Raw genomic sequence first — 16,145 nt, 5'->3', positions numbered from 1 at the left:
TGTGAACTGGCTGGGACTCGAACCCAGGACCCATACATTAAAAGTGTATTGCTCTACCAACTGAGCTACCAATTCATTAATATTTTAATACTCTGCAACTAAGATGATTATCAATTGTTTTCACCTTTTTTATTAATGGACTGCAAAAGTAAGGCAAAAACATATTAGGGCAAACTTTTTTTAAAAAAAAATAAATCTATTTCTACTTTTAAACCGGCGTTTCAACTTTATGTATGATCATTTAATTGCTGCATGACATGTAAAGCCTTTGTCACCTTGTATTTGAAAAGAGCGTAAAAATATTACCCCACAATTATTTTTATTAAATGGGTAAAAATATTTTTATTATTCTTACAACAGCCGTGTCAAAATCTAAAACCCCAATACATCTTTCATGCTAAAGATACCTTTCTTACCCTGTAAAAATTCTGCCGCCAATACGGCACCAGTGGCAAAACCTTTGCGGCTATGCGCAGTATGAGTGATTTCAATATCGTCAATAGGCGAACTGTATTTTACAATGTGGGTACCAGGTGCAGGATCAATTCTTTCACTAATGATGGAGAGGTTGCCCGGCGAAAGGCTTTGCTGGTTAACCCATTGTTTTTTGCGGCCGATATTTTCCAGAATTTGTTCTGCCAATGTAATCGCTGTTCCGCTGGGTGCGTCTTTTTTTTCTGTATGATGAATCTCGGTCATACTTACTTCATAATCCGGATGCTGGTTCATCAGTTGCGCCAGGCGCTTATTTACTTCAAAAAAAATATTTACGCCCACGCTGTAGTTACTGGCATACAGCAATGCGCCCTGTTGCTGACCGCAAACGGTTTTAACTTCCTCCCAGCGATCCAGCCAGCCGGTGCTGCCACTTATAATAGCTATACCTGCTCGCAAACAGGTAATGATATTTTCCACCGCACTGTGCGGACTGGTAAACTCTATGGCCACATCACATTGAACCAGATTTTCCTTTGTAAACTGATCCATGGTATTGATGTCTATTTTCAACACAATGGTATGGCCCCGCTGCAGGGCAATTTCTTCTATTGCTTTGCCCATTTTACCATAACCAATCAGCGCAATTTTTAATTTTTTCATAATAGTGTTATTGGATGAGTATCTGCAGTATAAATTTAAAGGGCAATATAATTATTTAGCGCCCCTGATTGTTTTTGAGTGTATGTCAAATACCAGGCTCAGCCCGGTGGTATTGGCCATCGGGCTAAAGCCTGGTGATATTTTTAAACTAAGGTTATCATTTACATTAAAAGCTTTTAACTGTGCATCCACGGTAGCATCTAATACATTTAATCCCCAGAAAACGATAAAAAATAAAACTGAATAATCTACATTTTGACGAAAGGAATTGCGGTAAAGTTTTATTGAATTTGCGGAAAGATTCTTGAATCGCGGATCAATTAAAAGATCATTTAATGAATCTTTATCAGTCTTATACAAATAAGCCAGCCGTAATAATTTATAGGTTTTTACATTGTAAAAAAACACGTAGGCAGTAGTACCCAATGCGCCATATACGAGTGGCAATTTCCAATATTTTTTATTGTATATCTGGCCCCAGCCTGGTATCATGGCCGAACGCAGCGTTGCGGTACGAGGGTTAAACACTTTGATTTCTTTGCCGGTGCTGTCGTATATTTTTTCTTTTTTTGTAACACTTTCTTTTTTAACAAGACCGCCCTTTTTTACAACGCTGTCTGATTTTATTTGCGCATCAACGGCAAAATAACCAACACAAAAAAACAGTAAAAAAAATATTGCCAATCGTTTTTGCATCAACTTACTTTAATGTTCAATTTTTCGAGCAGGCCGTTTAATTCATCCAGCGAATAATATTCGAAGGTTACGGCACCATACCCTTTTTTATTGTGTACCAGCTTAACCTTGGTATTAAACTGAGACGCTAAATTATCTTCTATCTTTTTAAACGCAGGAGGCAGGGTTGCTTTTACCGAATTTTTAACAGCAGTACCGCCAGTGTACATATTGCGTACAAGGTCTTCTGTTTGCCTTACAGATAATTCTTTGTTTTTTATTTCAGCAAAAATAAACAGTTGTTTATCTATCATATCCACATTAATCAGTGCCCTTGCATGGCCCATGGAAATTACGGCAGTACGTACCGCAATCTGTATATCGGGCGGTAATTTCAGCAGGCGGATATAATTGGTAACTGTACTGCGCTCCTTACCCATTCGTTCGGCTACCTGCTCCTGGGTGTAATCCAGTTCGTCCATTAAACGTTTGTAGCTAAGGGCAATTTCTATGGCATTTAAATTTTCTCTTTGTAAATTTTCCAGTAAAGCCAGTTCCAGTAACTCTCCGTCATTTGCCTGGCGTACATACACCGGCACATCTTTTAATCCCGCAATTTTAGCTGCCCTGAAACGGCGTTCACCCGCTATCAGCCTGTATTTACCAGAGGGTAATTTACTTACGGTAAGTGGTTGAATAATGTCGTGCAGTTTTAAAGAAGCTGCCAGTTCACTCAGCGATGTTTCATCAAAATCCTTACGGGGTTGCTTTGGATTTATTTCTATCTGCTCTAAAGGGATGCGGTTAACACCGGTAGATTTTTCTACAATCTCCGTTTTTAAATTACCAGCTGTGCTTTTAAGATCAGCGTCTATATTTTGCAATAAACTACGGATGCCTTTACCAAGAGCGTCTTTTTTATTTGGTTGGGTCATAATAAATGTGAAAATATGAAAATTGGAAAATGTGAAAAGCAAGGAATTAAAAAGCTTTCATTTTATCACCAGCCTGTCTGCACATCAGCTAATTAGCTAATTATACGATCTTCCTGTTTAATTTTTGTAAGATTATTTTTTTGTAATATTTCTTTTGCCAGGTTCAGGTAGTTTACACTGCCCTTGCTTTCTGAATCGTACAAAATAACGGGCTTTCCAAAGCTGGGTGCTTCACTCAATTTGGTGTTGCGGTGTATGATGCTGGTAAAAACCATTTCATCAAAATGTCTTCTTACTTCCGACACTACCTGGTTGCACAAACGCAGACGTCCGTCGTACATCGTCATTAAAATACCTTCTATCTGTAACTCGGTGTTTAACCTGTTTTGAACTATCTTAATAGTGTTTAATAATTTGCCCAGCCCTTCCAATGCAAAAAATTCTGTTTGTACCGGTACTACCACACTGTCTGCAGCCACCAATGCATTCACAGTTATCAGGCCGAGCGAAGGAGAACAATCAATCACAATAAAATCATACTCATCCCTTAGAGGTTCTAAAATTTTCTTTAACACACCTTCCCGGTTAGGGTAATTGATCATTTCAATTTCAGCACCCACCAGGTCAATGTGCGAGGGGATGAGATCAAGATTTGGTACGTCCGTTTTTAGCAGCACATCTTTAGCAAGGGTTTCATTTACCATGCAATCGTACAAACTGTTGGTAACATTGTGCAAGTCAAACCCAATACCAGTGGTACTATTGGCCTGTGGGTCTGCGTCTACCAGTAAGGTTTTGTATTCCAATACTGCTAAACTTGCAGCCAGGTTAATGGCAGTGGTAGTTTTGCCCACGCCACCTTTTTGATTCGCAATGCCTATTATTCTTGCCATATCTTAATTTCTGTAAACAAACCTGTTATTTTTGATGATGCCTGAACAATTTTTTTTTAAGATTGTCAAAGGTACTGTTTGAAATTCAACCGCAAACGGCAAATCTGTTTACAGGCTGCCAAATTTACGCATTCAGCATAAAATTGTACAACAAACACATACCTTAGTTGTTAAGGTAACATCTTTGAGACAGTAAAATTATATATGTACACCATTATTTCAGGCACTAACCGGTTAGGCAGCAATACATTAAAAGTAGCCATGCAATACCAGGCCATCTTACAAACAAAAGGCATAGAAGCAGGGATATTATCGCTGGCAGACCTGAACACCTACACCAGGAATGCACATTTTGAAACAATTGAAAATACTGTTTTGATACCCACCACTAAATATATTTTTATTTCGCCAGAATACAATGGCAGTATACCCGGTGTATTAAAAATGTTGTTTGACTCCTGTAAAACACACCGGATATGGTGGAATAAAAAGGCACTGATTTCCGGCATCAGCAGTGGCAGGGCGGGTAATCTAAGGGGCAATGATCATTTATCTGCCATACTTAATTATCTGAAAATTACTGTCCACCCCAACCAGTTGCCCATTTCGGTAATTGATACGTTGATGGATGAAACCGGAAATATAACCGACCACAATACCTTAAAATCGATTCACCACCAGCTCGACGAATTTATTGCCTGGGGGGAGGATACAAATAATAAACAGGGATTAAAATAAAAAAGACATTGCTACGTCCAGCAAATTAACAAGTGCTTTTTTTAAAATGCACTAACTTCATTTTTTATATTTTAATACTTTGATATGCGTTCACCTTTTGGTGCATTTATTTTTATTGCGGTTATGTTGCTGCTGGATATTTACGTTTTTCAGGCGCTTAAAACAGTTACCCAATCTGCTTCTCCAAAAATAAAAACCATTGTTTATTTTACCTATTGGTCCATTTCTGTACTGGCGGTAGTGGGGTTTTTACTATTTACTTTTAGTAGTCAGCATTTTTTACCAAAGCTGGTAAGAACGTATTTATTTGCCACCATCATAGGCTTATTTCTGGCAAAATTTACCGCTATAATTTTCTTTTTGGCAGATGATATCCGAAGGGTGATTCAATGGGCCGCCGGCAAATTATTTTACCGCAATACTGAAATCAGCACCATGAGCAGCGACGGTATCAGCCGCTCCGTTTTTTTAAGCTGGCTAGGTTTGGGTGTGGGTTCCACTTTGTTTGGCAGCCTGGTGTACGGCTTTGGTAATAAATACAAGTACGATGTAAAGCGGGTACAAATAGCCTTTGATAATTTGCCTGCAGGCTTTAAAGGAATGCGGGTATTGCACATCAGCGATATACACAGCGGAAGCTTTACAGATAAACAGGCCGTGCTGCATGGCGTAAATGAAATTTTAAAAGAAAAGGCCGATATCATATTATTTACCGGCGATCTGGTGAACGATCGGGCAACTGAAATGGATGAGTATTTAGACGTGTTCAGTTTGCTGAAAGCGCCGATGGGTGTGTATTCTACACTGGGCAACCACGACTACGGCGATTATGTAAACTGGCCTGATAACGGTATTACCAAAGAACAAAACCTGGAGAATTTAAAAAAAGTACACGCCCAGCTGGGCTGGAAATTACTAATGAATGAACATGTGGCGCTGGAAAGAAATGGAGAACAGATTGCATTGATCGGTATTGAAAACTGGAGTAACAAAGCAAGGTTTCCCAAACATGGCCGTATGGACCTGGCCTACCCGGGGGCAGAAAAATATCCCTTTAAAATATTGATGAGTCATGATCCCAGTCATTGGGAGGGGCAGGTGATTACCCATTATCCCGCTGTAGATTTAATGCTGAGCGGCCATACACATGGTATGCAGTTTGGTGTTGATATACCCGGTTTTAAATGGAGTCCCGTACAATACATGTACAAACAATGGGCAGGATTATACGAACAGGTACAACAAAAATTATACGTAAACCGCGGCTTTGGATTTATAGGTTACCCAGGAAGGGTAGGTGTTTTACCAGAGATCACTGTGATTGAACTGGTGTAATTTTTTTCAAAAATATTTTTTGTCCGGGCCAATACAGCAGCTTTGTGCACCTTCAGAGGCGTCGCACATTTGTACATTTTATTTTTGATCAACTGGTGCCTTATCCAAAATGCAGGTAAGACTTCTACCAATTTTTAATGAAAGTCCACTTTATTGAAACAATCATGTGCATCGTTTCTTTTTGCATCACTTTGCAATTATCGGACTTCATAGCCACTTCACTATACCTTCGGCCCTTAAAAGCGCACTTGTTACAACGTTCATCACTCTGCTCATGAAAGCATAGCAGCATGCAAACGGTTTGGCGGTGAAGGTTGCTTACAGGGTAACTGGGAACTATTAAAGAGTCAACTTTTTTCAGAAGGAGGCATTTCTTTATTTGCTTTTTGGGCTTGAAGAATAGAGGCTGGCATTTTTTTATGAAGATCATCTTCAGTAAATAAATGAGCGTTTGTTTTGGGCATAAAGAACATGTATTACCTGCCTGACACAAACCACTAACGTTGGTGGCAACCTCATTGAACACATTCTAACAATTTGCAGGGTTTACAAAATTTGAGTTTAAAACTGTTGTTACATGGTATAACCTGTAAAATTTTTTTACTCCCAATGAAAGGAGAAAAGCCCTGACGACATTAAAGTTTCGCAAAAGGAGACAAACGGAGACCTGGCAATTTATGAATACACAGTTCACGAAAAGCGTAGACTACTACTCCACGTTCATACACATCAGGACGAAATATTTTTCATCGGTCAAGGTCAATATCTTTTTTAGGTTGGTGAAAACAAACACAATTTAACAGCAGGTAGTGCAGTTTTTTAGCCATGAACTGTTTCCCATGCTTTTACACAGTTAACAGAAAACGGAACAATTTTTTTTTCAGCCATCAGGAAAATGGGCAATTTTTTTAGAATAAAGGCCAACCTCACTTCACCGCCAACACCAGTACAAGGATCTAAAATATTTGCAGAATATACCATGAAAGTAGTTGACCCGCCATTAAAATTTCAGAGCTACAACGAGTTTTATAGTCAGATGCTTTTATTGGGAAAGGATATTATTTATTTTGTGCAAGGTGAGTTACAGATAAGTATATGAAAATAAAAATGCCGGTTTTAAACCGGCATTTTTTTAAATTTTTATTTTTATCTTTTATCCCTCAAAGGAATTCTTTTTCTTCCTTCGGTGCGGTCGCTTCTTACTTCGTCTGTGGGCCTTTTAAAACCGCCATCGGCTTCGTTCATTCTCACTTGTCTGCCATTGTGTTTTTTACCGTCAATATTTTTTATCATCTGGCCGGCAGCAGCTTTATCAACTTCTACCCAACTGTTCATTTCTTTCATATCAATCCGCCCCAGTACTTCTTTATTTAAATTGCTTTCATCCAAAATAAATTGTAAAAAACTTGCCTTATAGAAACCGTCTTTGGTACCCAGATTAACAAACAATCTTGTATAACCACTGTCATGTTGAAAATTACCTCTTTCTTTTCTGCTGCCATCTCTGTTGCCGGTTTCCCTGTTGCCTGCGTCTCTTCTTTCTCCACCCCTGATGTCGGAGCCACGCAGATTGGAGTTTAGATCCGGTGCATTTTCATAGTATTTCAAAAAATGATTAAACTCTAAAGCGGCTACTCTCTGCAATACTTCTTCCTTGCTAACATCAGCAAATTTTTCCTGCAGGTCGGTTATATAAGTTTCATAATCGCCACTGGAAATATCGGCCTGCATTAATTTATCCATGAAATGAAAAAACTGTTTGCGGCAAACGTCTTTGCCGCTCGGCACGTCTAATTTATGAAACTGGGCATTTACCATGCGTTCCAGTTGTTTTATCTTAAAACTTTCACGGCTATGGCAAATTGAAATACAGATACCTGTTTTGCCGGCTCTTGCCGTACGACCGCTGCGGTGAGTATACACTTCCATATCATCCGGCAATTCATAATTAATTACATGCGTGATACCCTCCACATCAATACCTCTTGCTGCTACGTCGGTGGCAATTAGCAGTTGTAAATGTTTTTGGCGAAAACGACCCATTACTTTATCTCTTTGCTGCTGGGTAAGATCACCATGCAACGCCTCAATTTCATATCCTTCCCTTACTAATTTTTCAGCAATATCCTGCGCATCTAATTTAGTACGGGTAAAAATAATACCATACATGCCGGGGTTAAAATCTATATAACGTTTTAAAGTTTCGTACCGTTGATGAGCTGCTACAATAAAAAACTGGTGATCAATATTTACATTGCCACTGTTCTTTTTACCTACCGTAATTTCTTTGGGAGAGGTCATAAAGTTTTTGGCAATGGCCCTTACTTCCGGTGGCATGGTAGCACTGAATAACCAAATGCTTTCTCTGTTGATGGTATTTTTTAATACAAAATCAATATCATCTCTAAAGCCCATGTTCAGCATTTCATCTGCTTCATCCAACACTACATATTTTACTTTTTGCAGGTCAATTGCTTTACGTTCTATCAGGTCAATTAATCTTCCGGGAGTGGCTACAACAATGTGAACGCCTCTTTTTAAATTTCTAATCTGCATGGTGATAGAAGCACCGCCATACACAGCTTCTGTAAAAAGACCCCTGGTATGTTTTGTATAACTCGCCAGGTCGTTGGTAATTTGCAAACACAATTCTCTTGTTGGGCAAACGATCAATGCCTGCGGATGTCTTTCTGAAATATTGATAAGGTGTAATAATGGAAGACCAAAAGCAGCTGTTTTGCCAGTTCCTGTTTGCGCCAATCCTACAAAATCTGTAGTGCCTGATAATAAAATGGGGATTGCCTGTTCCTGGATGGGAGTTGGAGTACTAAACCCCAGATCTATAATTGCCTGTACTAATTGTTCGTTTAAGCCTAAGGCTTCAAATGCATTCATGTAAATTTTTTTTATGGTTTACATGATATGCTATACTTCTGTTGTTATACTACTTAATTCTACGTTTAAAAGTTAAAGTAAATTCTAAATTCAACAGCCTTGCGGGCATTTCATGCAATACTCGTTATAAATAATTTCGCGAAGCTAATGATTTTAATCTATCCAATTACAATTAAATCAATTATCCATCGTTTATGTAGTTTCGGTTACATGCAGATATGTATCTTGCACGTTGTGTAAACTTAAATTCTTTTTATAGCCTTCAGCTTTTAGTACAAACTTTTTGAGCAAATGCAAAAAATATTACTGCTTATTGTCTTTTTGATTTTATCTGTAAAAAACTATTCTCAAACAAAACCTGTTGAACCTGCCGATAAAGATTCAACAGAAATACTAAAAGACCTGATAGATTTATTGAGTGATTCAGAAAAATCCACCAGTTATTTTGCCATGAATGTTGGTATCGGAAACCGCATATTTAATGTTCAGAATAAGGCACTTAATTCAAAATTTAGTCCTGCAGCTACATTTATTTATTCACCCTCTTTGTTGTATTATCGTAAAAGTGGTTTATATTTTTCAGGCGGTATAAATTTATTAAATGATAAAAAAAAGGGATTTGGCATCAAACAATCCTCCCTTTCTGCCGGTTACGAATTACCAGAAAACAGCAATACCGACTTAGCGGTTACCTACACTCATATTTTTGTGAATGATATATTTTCGTCTTATACTTCTCCCGTACACAATGATTTTTATGCTGCGTATGTTTATAAAAAAACATGGATAAGGCCGGGGATAGCGGCAGATTATTCAAGTGGTGAATATGGCGATGTAAAACGGATAAGATCATCGTATGATTCAATTTACACCCGGCTAAAATCCTTTGCTTTGATGGTATCCGTTTCGCATGAATTTAAATGGCAGGAAGTTTTTAATAAAAAGGATGGTATTACTTTCATCTCCTCACTAATGATGAATATGGGCAAAAGTAAACTGACTTTTAAACACAAAACCAATGTAGTTAACCTTGCAAATTTTTTGAATAAAAGAGGCAGGTTGCCAAAGTTTGAAAACACTAAATTTCAGGCAGAGTCGTTGGGGCTTAGTTTGGATGCCAGTTATGTTGTTGGTAAATTTGCTATTGAACCGCAAGGTTATTTTGATTATTATTTACCTGCAACGCCAGACAATAAATTGGCAAAATATTTTACAGTAACCATGAGTTACTCTTTTAAGTAAACATTCATTAACAAATAATTATTTAAAAGAATTTGCTATTGGTACATAGTTGGATTATTATGTGTTAAATTTATAACCATGAAAATAAAACTTTTATTCCTTGCTATGGCAGTCCTGATATTTTCAACTGCCCGGGCTCAAAGTATTCATCTTGGTATTAAAGTTGGTACCAACATTAACAAGATTTCAGGAAAATCTTTTAGTGACCAATTTAATTATGGTTATCATCTGGGTGCCTTTACAGAAATTGGTTTAGGGAGCAAATTTGCCATTCAGCCGGAAGTTTTATTTAACCAGATCAATACAGATACCAGCAGCCTGTTTAGTAAAATTTATACTTCCTTAAATCCCAATAAAATTTTAAACATTAAATTAAGTTATTTAAGCATTCCGGTATTACTGGATTATAAGGTAAATAAATTCTTTACAATACAGGCTGGTCCGCAGTTTGGTATATTAATTTCTCAAAATGAAAAACTTGTTCAAAATGGGAAAGATGCATTTAGGAAAGGCGATTTTAGCATGTTGGCCGGTGTGCAATTAAAGATAGCTCATTTCAGAATTTATGGAAGATATGCAATTGGCCTTACTAATATTAATGATATTGATACCAAAGATTTGTGGAAGAGTCAGAGTTTTCAACTGGGAATAGGGTTTGCATTTTTATAGATTATTTTCTTATAATGGTCATTGTTCCATTCTTGTTCCATTTAATAATGGCAGAAGGTGCAGCAATTACAAAATCATCCTGGCGGTGTTGAACTATATAGTCAATACCGTTTTTTATTTCATCAGTGATAAAAGAAAATGTTGCCGGAGGCGAATAACCGCTAACGTTAGCAGAGGTGGATACAATTGGTTTTTTAAATTTTTTGATAAGGTGTTTACAAAAAGGGTCATGGGTTATGCGGATGGCCACACTGCCATCGCCGTTCAATACGTTTTTTGCCAACCCGGTTGCCCCCTCATAAATTACAGTGGTAGGTTTGGTTACAGTATGCAAATAATCAATGACAGATAAATCTGGTTGTGCAATGTATTGAATAATGTCTTTTTCATCCTCCATTAAAACAATCATACTTTTTTCTTCGGCTCTTTTTTTTAGTACAAAAATTTTAGCTACTGCAGTTTCATTGGTGGCATCACATCCAATGCCCCAGATGGTATCGGTGGGATACAAAATGATACCACCATCTTGTAATACAGATAAGCAATTGCTTATATCGTTTAAAAAATCAATCATATTATTTGCTGGTATACATGCATAATACTGTCTGCATATTTTTGTGTAGTAAAATGCTGAGCCTGTTCAAAACCTTTGTTGCGTAAATTGATTGCTACACCGCTGTTGCCTGCAACCTGTAACATCTGATGGGCAAGCTCTTCAGCGTTATCAGGTGAAAAATACAAAGCAGCATCGCCGGCTACTTCAGGCAGGCTGCTGGTATTGCTGCTTATTACGGGCAGGCCGCTCCATAAAGCTTCCAGCAGGGGAGCACCGAAGCCTTCAAATATAGAAGGGTATACCAACGCCAGAGCCTGCTGATAAATAGCAGGGAAATCTGCCGCCGTTGTAAAAGCGGCTTCTTTGGATACAAGCATTTCGTTCATTAAAATAAGCCTGTTGCCCATCCCATTTTCCTGCATCAGTTTTTTTACTTCTTCCTTTTCTTTTTTGCCATCTCCAATAACCACCAGCGGAATATCCATTTTATCTTTCAGCAATATCATGGCTTTACAAATTAATACCAGGTTTTTCCGCGGTGCAATAGAACTTACAAATAAAAAATACTGATTGGGTAAATGATATCTTTTTTTTACAATGGCCTTGTATTCTGCAGAAATGGTTTGCTGAAAAACAGGATTACAACTTTGGTAACTGATAAATATTTTATTTTCCGGAACCTGGTAAAAATTAACCAGGTCAGCCTTTGTTTGTTTGCTGATAGCAATTACCGCATCGGCTGTTTTGCAGGCCTGTTTTATTTTATGCCTGTGTACATAGCGTTCATCAAAATGATAGGTTTTGGGAAACCGTTCAAAAATAATATCATGTACCGTTACCACCGTTTTTACACCGGTGCGTTCAATGTGTACAGGCAGTTCATTGCTAACGCCATGGTATATATCCACATCGGAACCTGCAATAGCTTTTACTACGCCCCTTCGCCGCCACCAGCCAGGAAACTGTTTACCGGTAAAGGTTTCAGGAAATACGGTGTGTACATTTTTAAAGGCTGATGCATCAAACAGGGTAGTTTGTTTGGGAGCAAATAAAGTGTAGTTGTGTTGTGGATAATGCTGTGTAAGAATCGCTATCAGCGAACGGATATAATTACCTAAGCCGGTTTTATTTTGATAAGCTCTTTTTCCATCATACCCTATATTCATACTAGTATATTGCTACGTAAATGACACGCAAGATAAATAAACCCTTTTAAAAACAAAGACTGTTCAATGATTATGAGGTTGGTAATATTTAAAAAATCCGGTAGCATTCTTTTTATTCTTTTTGTATCTTGCGCAGTCCTGATTTGTTTTAACACCAGTTGCGTATTTTACATTACTGCAATTATTACAGGTAAAACAATAAGTAAACCAAAATAATTTAAAAGCAACCAACTACAATGGAATTAAAGGAACTGATATTGACAGCATGGGCCAACAGGGAACTACTGAAGGAAGAAATTTATGCAGATGCAGTAAGAACAGTTATTGAAGAAGTGGATAAAGGCAGGTTAAGAACTGCGTCGCCAACAGAACAGGGCTGGCAGGTAAACGAATGGGTAAAACAAGCCATACTAATGTATTTTGGCATACAGCAAATGCAAACCTATAATTTGCCGCCCTTTGAATTTTATGATAAAATGAAATTAAAAAGCGGGTATGCGTCGCTGGGAGTAAGGGCGGTACCGCATGCAGTTGCAAGGTATGGCGCTTACCTGGCAAAGAATGTAGTGTTGATGCCCAGTTATGTAAACATCGGGGCATATGTTGATGAAGGTACCATGGTAGATACCTGGGCCACCGTGGGCAGTTGCGCACAAATAGGCAAGGGAGTACACCTGAGTGGTGGTGTGGGTATTGGTGGCGTGCTGGAGCCATTGCAGGCATCACCTGTAATTATAGAAGATGGTTGTTTTATTGGAAGCCGCTGCATTGTGGTAGAAGGTGTACGGGTGGAGAAAGAAGCGGTACTGGGTGCCAATGTAGTACTTACGCAATCCACTAAAATAATTGACGTAAGCGGTAGCGAGCCGAAGGAAATGAAAGGCATTGTGCCAGCAAGAAGTGTTGTAATTCCCGGTACGTATAACAAAAAATTTCCCGCGGGCGAGTACGGTGTTGGCTGTGCGCTTATTATCGGGCAACGCAAACCGTCTACTGATTTAAAAACAAGTTTAAACGATGCATTAAGAGATTTTAATGTTTCGGTTTAGTCAGTTATATTTACAGCCCAATTAAAAAAATGCCCAGATGGCGAAATTGGTAGACGCACTGCCTTCAGGTGGCAGCGTTCGCAAGGATGTGCAGGTTCGAATCCTGTTCTGGGCACAACTAAACCCTTATAAATGATTGATTTATAAGGGTTTTTTATTTTAAGGCTTTTGTTTCCCCCCGTTTTTTCCCACTTAATACCATTGTTTCCGGCACATTTTTGGCTCACAGGTTGGCACACAGATTTGTATGAATATTAATGTATCAGAAAGACTCTCCAAAAACAAAGAAAAAGTCTATTATACCCTTGAGTGGGGTAAATCCAGCTAATAACGAATGTCTACCGATGTTTTTACATTTGCTAAACCCAAAGACCAAATTCAGCGAAACTATAACAAAGAGTCCCTTTAAATTTTGGAAGCAAAACGTTCACAAATGATATTGGATCGTTTGGCTATTTCCAGCGGATATATTCCTCAGCATAAAATAAAAAATAATTTTCTTGACTACTATGCTGATTTTGTAAAGTTAAATCAACGTAAAGGTAACCGGCACCTAAGCCAAAGTCAGAATTCATTCAAAAAATTTATTGGTAAAGAGTATATTTCTGCTATTGAAATTAATGAGCACCTGTGTGAAAGATTCAGAAGCTATTTATTGGAAAATTTGAATGGGGAAACACCTGCCAATTATTTCAGCAGGTTTAAGCGTGTATTGGAAGGCGCTGGTAAAGAAGGCTATTTTAAATCAAGCCCCGCAGCAGGTTTTGCATCAAAATCGAAATCAAATAAAAAAGTAAAAGATATTCTGGAAGCAGATGAATATAAAAAGTTGATAAATACCCCTTGTCTAAATTTTGAATTAAAAAAGGCCTTTGTATTTTCTTTATATACTGGTTTTAGATGGGCTGATGTGAAACCCTTAAAATAGGAAATATTAAAGAAAATAGCATTGTCAAAATAGTGTAAAAAAAACTGACGAAATGCTAGTCCTGTCCCTTCATCCCATCGCATTAAATATTTTAGGTGAAAGAAAAACTGGGCTTGTATTTAAATTAACCACCGCAGATGGAGCGAATAAGCGGCTGGCAAAATCCTGTGATGACGCTAACTTAAATAAGCATATCACGTGGCTTTGCGCCAGACATAGCTTTTAAGTTTTGCTACAGGATAAAGGTACGGACGTAGCAACAGTTGCTGGAATGATGGGGCACACTTCAACAAAATATGTTCACAGTACGTATAATCGATATCGAAAAGCCAATGCCTTGGAAGCAATGAATAGATTGCCGAATCTATAATTTTATCTTCCCAACCATTTCAACAATTCGTGAAAGAGCTCCTGAAAGTATAAGTTCAAGATCCTCCTTTTTGAAGTAGACGTCGAAATTATTACAGACTCCATGTCTTCATACTTTTTTGTAAAACACTTGCGCTTTTGACAATAAATTGTATCCTTTTCTAGTTTTAAAAATTGTTTAAAACAGATAGAGATTGCCTTCATGACAATGATGTCATTCTATCCTGGGATAATCAATAATTTTTAGTTGTCAACAATTTGTTATAAAGGGGATGTGTTAAAGACGCATTGAATTATCCCTTTTTGAGCCCGTTAATTTTACACCGCAAACAATTGAAACAAGTGACTTACTTATTTGGGCCGGAGTAACCTGCAAGGTTCCGCCGACACAATCAAACCCCCCGTTTAAACAATTTGCCCGGCAAAATTTAAAAAGCATTGTAAATTTATTTTCGTTATTAAACATGCCAACTGTTATTAAATAGTTTAGCACTTGGATTGTTTAAAAAAGTTTATTACTATTACGAAATGAAGTGAAGAATGTTTTTCATTTCCCCATTTTTTCCTCTCCAGCCCGGCAGAATAATCATTAAACAACGTGAACATGTCAACAGAAAATAGCCATCCCCTGGTTAAGTTCCTTACCGGGCATATTGTAAAAGAAAACCAGGATTTAGCCGACGCAGTTGTCTCACTGCAACAGGCTTTCAACGATATCGGTTTAGATAATATCAGCCGTATTGACTTAAGCAATATTTCGTATTTTGCAGATATACCAGGCCTCGATACTGTCAATGAACAGTTGCCTTCAAACCAAACAGCAAGCGACCCGGGGGCAGATCAGTTTCACGTATTCGCTAGAACAGCAGTTATAAAAAGCTCGCAGATTGCCGGTGGTTCTAATCCATTTCTTGGGGGCACCGTATCCAATACGGTTGGGCCTTTTGTAATAAACCAACAGCCTCCTTTTTTTATAGATTTTATCCGCCTTCAAAGATCGATTGCTTTATTTATTCAAGGCAACCCATTACCGGTTTTGTATTTTAAAATCAGCATCAATATTTTCCCCGGGCAGCCCCCATTTGTTCCCAGGCTAAATATGTACAATATCATTCCAACTTCAGTATGGGTGCAGGCAAAAATATTACACGCCTTTGCTTCGCCAGATTTATATGCAGGTCTTAAAATTTCGTCTGGCACATTACAAATAACCGGAAATTTTACCACCAACCAAGCCGGCATTATACTCGATGCGGCAAGCAAATTTATATGCCAGTTACAATTGTTACAAAAGGCTAAAGCAGTTAACATTCCGCAAGGACTGTATGGGCAGGATGCAAGAGATTCTATACTTAACCTACCGGTTGAATTTTCGTTTACGGGCAATAGTATAGAAAAAGTAAGTGCTGTTAACGCAACTGTATTCAACAACAGTTTTTCAGCCAGCGAAATCAGCCATCCCAATACAAAATATTTTGTGCAACAAAACCGGTTGGGTATTATGCTTAAGCTAAATGAAGCCCCGGTTTTAAATGTATCGCAAACCCAATCGCCATTGCTAGATATAAACGGGCAGGCTGTTATTAATAATATTTGG

14 protein-coding genes and 2 tRNA genes are annotated in these 16,145 nt (G+C 38.0%); 8 read left to right on the top strand and 8 right to left on the bottom strand.

The window, feature by feature from the left end; all coding sequences use genetic code 11:
- Nucleotides 1–2 precede the first annotated feature (2 nt).
- The 5 genes from H7254_RS02715 to H7254_RS02695 all read right to left on the bottom strand — a co-directional run bounded on the left by H7254_RS02715 (nucleotide 3) and on the right by H7254_RS02695 (nucleotide 3,601).
- Nucleotides 3–75 (bottom strand) — tRNA-Lys (locus H7254_RS02715).
- Nucleotides 76–372: 297 nt separating this feature from the next.
- Nucleotides 373–1,098, bottom strand: coding sequence for a 4-hydroxy-tetrahydrodipicolinate reductase (gene dapB / locus H7254_RS02710; protein ID WP_301931526.1), 726 nt, complete (start codon nucleotides 1,096–1,098; stop codon nucleotides 373–375).
- 51 nt (nucleotides 1,099–1,149) lie between these two features.
- Nucleotides 1,150–1,794, bottom strand: coding sequence for a DUF5683 domain-containing protein (locus H7254_RS02705; RefSeq protein WP_301931525.1), 645 nt, complete (start codon nucleotides 1,792–1,794; stop codon nucleotides 1,150–1,152).
- Entirely contained in the window at nucleotides 1,794–2,708 is a 915-nt protein-coding gene (locus H7254_RS02700) for a ParB/RepB/Spo0J family partition protein (RefSeq protein WP_301921726.1), read from the bottom strand. Before H7254_RS02700 ends, H7254_RS02705 begins: the two co-directional genes overlap by 1 nt.
- Nucleotides 2,709–2,800: 92 nt before the next feature.
- On the bottom strand, nucleotides 2,801–3,601 hold the full coding sequence (locus H7254_RS02695) for a ParA family protein (RefSeq protein WP_301921727.1): 801 nt from the start codon (nucleotides 3,599–3,601) through the stop codon (nucleotides 2,801–2,803).
- A gap of 204 nt (nucleotides 3,602–3,805) precedes the next feature.
- Here H7254_RS02695 and H7254_RS02690 point away from each other — a divergent pair, with 204 nt between their 5' ends.
- Together H7254_RS02690 and H7254_RS02685 are read left to right on the top strand one after the other, a co-directional pair.
- Entirely contained in the window at nucleotides 3,806–4,339 is a 534-nt protein-coding gene (locus H7254_RS02690; RefSeq protein WP_301931524.1) for an NADPH-dependent FMN reductase, read from the top strand.
- Between the two features lie 84 nt (nucleotides 4,340–4,423).
- Nucleotides 4,424–5,674 (top strand): metallophosphoesterase, encoded by a 1,251-nt coding sequence (locus H7254_RS02685; protein ID WP_301931523.1) that lies wholly within the window; start codon nucleotides 4,424–4,426, stop codon nucleotides 5,672–5,674.
- A gap of 1,146 nt (nucleotides 5,675–6,820) precedes the next feature.
- Here the strand turns inward: H7254_RS02685 and H7254_RS02680 are convergent.
- The gene (locus H7254_RS02680) at nucleotides 6,821–8,569 is read right to left on the bottom strand and encodes a DEAD/DEAH box helicase (RefSeq protein WP_301931522.1); all 1,749 of its coding nucleotides are present in this window, start codon (nucleotides 8,567–8,569) and stop codon (nucleotides 6,821–6,823) included.
- Between the two features lie 291 nt (nucleotides 8,570–8,860).
- On the opposite strand from H7254_RS02680, the gene H7254_RS02675 reads away from it, so the two are divergent.
- Nucleotides 8,861–9,811, top strand: coding sequence for a hypothetical protein (locus H7254_RS02675; RefSeq protein WP_301931521.1), 951 nt, complete (start codon nucleotides 8,861–8,863; stop codon nucleotides 9,809–9,811).
- A 78-nt stretch (nucleotides 9,812–9,889) separates the two neighbouring features.
- Nucleotides 9,890–10,480, top strand: coding sequence for a porin family protein (locus H7254_RS02670; protein ID WP_301931520.1), 591 nt, complete (start codon nucleotides 9,890–9,892; stop codon nucleotides 10,478–10,480).
- A gap of 1 nt (nucleotide 10,481) precedes the next feature.
- On the opposite strand, the gene H7254_RS02665 is transcribed toward H7254_RS02670, so the two are convergent.
- Complete coding sequence (locus H7254_RS02665) at nucleotides 10,482–11,054, bottom strand: L-threonylcarbamoyladenylate synthase (protein ID WP_301931519.1); 573 nt, start codon at nucleotides 11,052–11,054, stop codon at nucleotides 10,482–10,484.
- Nucleotides 11,051–12,202 (bottom strand): glycosyltransferase family 1 protein, encoded by a 1,152-nt coding sequence (locus tag H7254_RS02660; RefSeq protein WP_301931518.1) that lies wholly within the window; start codon nucleotides 12,200–12,202, stop codon nucleotides 11,051–11,053. Before H7254_RS02660 ends, H7254_RS02665 begins: the two co-directional genes overlap by 4 nt.
- Before the next feature lie 236 nt (nucleotides 12,203–12,438).
- Here H7254_RS02660 and H7254_RS02655 point away from each other — a divergent pair, with 236 nt between their 5' ends.
- The 4 genes from H7254_RS02655 to H7254_RS02640 form a co-directional block, all read left to right on the top strand.
- A complete protein-coding gene (locus H7254_RS02655; protein ID WP_301931517.1) occupies nucleotides 12,439–13,251 on the top strand; it encodes a 2,3,4,5-tetrahydropyridine-2,6-dicarboxylate N-succinyltransferase in 813 nt (270 codons plus the stop codon).
- 31 nt (nucleotides 13,252–13,282) lie between these two features.
- Nucleotides 13,283–13,366 (top strand) — tRNA-Leu (locus H7254_RS02650).
- Between the two features lie 297 nt (nucleotides 13,367–13,663).
- Nucleotides 13,664–14,179, top strand: coding sequence for a site-specific integrase (locus tag H7254_RS02645; protein WP_301931516.1), 516 nt, complete (start codon nucleotides 13,664–13,666; stop codon nucleotides 14,177–14,179).
- A 973-nt stretch (nucleotides 14,180–15,152) separates the two neighbouring features.
- Nucleotides 15,153–16,145 (top strand): hypothetical protein (locus tag H7254_RS02640; RefSeq protein WP_301931515.1); only part of this gene is annotated, 993 nt, incomplete at its 3' end.

It is taken from the genome of Ferruginibacter sp., from assembly GCF_014377975.1.
In the GTDB taxonomy this organism is placed as follows: Bacteria; Bacteroidota; Bacteroidia; order Chitinophagales; family Chitinophagaceae; genus Ferruginibacter.
Note: the sequence above shows the minus strand (reverse complement) of the source record. Positions and strands in the feature narration are given on the sequence as shown.

Bases quoted from the DNA above. Each gene is read 5' to 3' on its own strand.
- H7254_RS02665 (WP_301931519.1), bottom strand. From the start codon at position 11,054: ATGATTGATTTTTTAAACGATATAAGCAATTGCTTATCTGTATTACAA.
- dapB (WP_301931526.1), bottom strand. From the start codon at position 1,098: ATGAAAAAATTAAAAATTGCGCTGATTGGTTATGGTAAAATGGGCAAA.
- H7254_RS02705 (WP_301931525.1), bottom strand. From the start codon at position 1,794: ATGCAAAAACGATTGGCAATATTTTTTTTACTGTTTTTTTGTGTTGGT.
- H7254_RS02660 (WP_301931518.1), bottom strand. From the start codon at position 12,202: ATGAATATAGGGTATGATGGAAAAAGAGCTTATCAAAATAAAACCGGC.
- H7254_RS02690 (WP_301931524.1), top strand. From the start codon at position 3,806: ATGTACACCATTATTTCAGGCACTAACCGGTTAGGCAGCAATACATTA.
- H7254_RS02700 (WP_301921726.1), bottom strand. From the start codon at position 2,708: ATGACCCAACCAAATAAAAAAGACGCTCTTGGTAAAGGCATCCGTAGT.
- H7254_RS02675 (WP_301931521.1), top strand. From the start codon at position 8,861: ATGCAAAAAATATTACTGCTTATTGTCTTTTTGATTTTATCTGTAAAA.
- H7254_RS02685 (WP_301931523.1), top strand. From the start codon at position 4,424: ATGCGTTCACCTTTTGGTGCATTTATTTTTATTGCGGTTATGTTGCTG.
- H7254_RS02680 (WP_301931522.1), bottom strand. From the start codon at position 8,569: ATGAATGCATTTGAAGCCTTAGGCTTAAACGAACAATTAGTACAGGCA.
- H7254_RS02670 (WP_301931520.1), top strand. From the start codon at position 9,890: ATGAAAATAAAACTTTTATTCCTTGCTATGGCAGTCCTGATATTTTCA.
- H7254_RS02695 (WP_301921727.1), bottom strand. From the start codon at position 3,601: ATGGCAAGAATAATAGGCATTGCGAATCAAAAAGGTGGCGTGGGCAAA.
- H7254_RS02655 (WP_301931517.1), top strand. From the start codon at position 12,439: ATGGAATTAAAGGAACTGATATTGACAGCATGGGCCAACAGGGAACTA.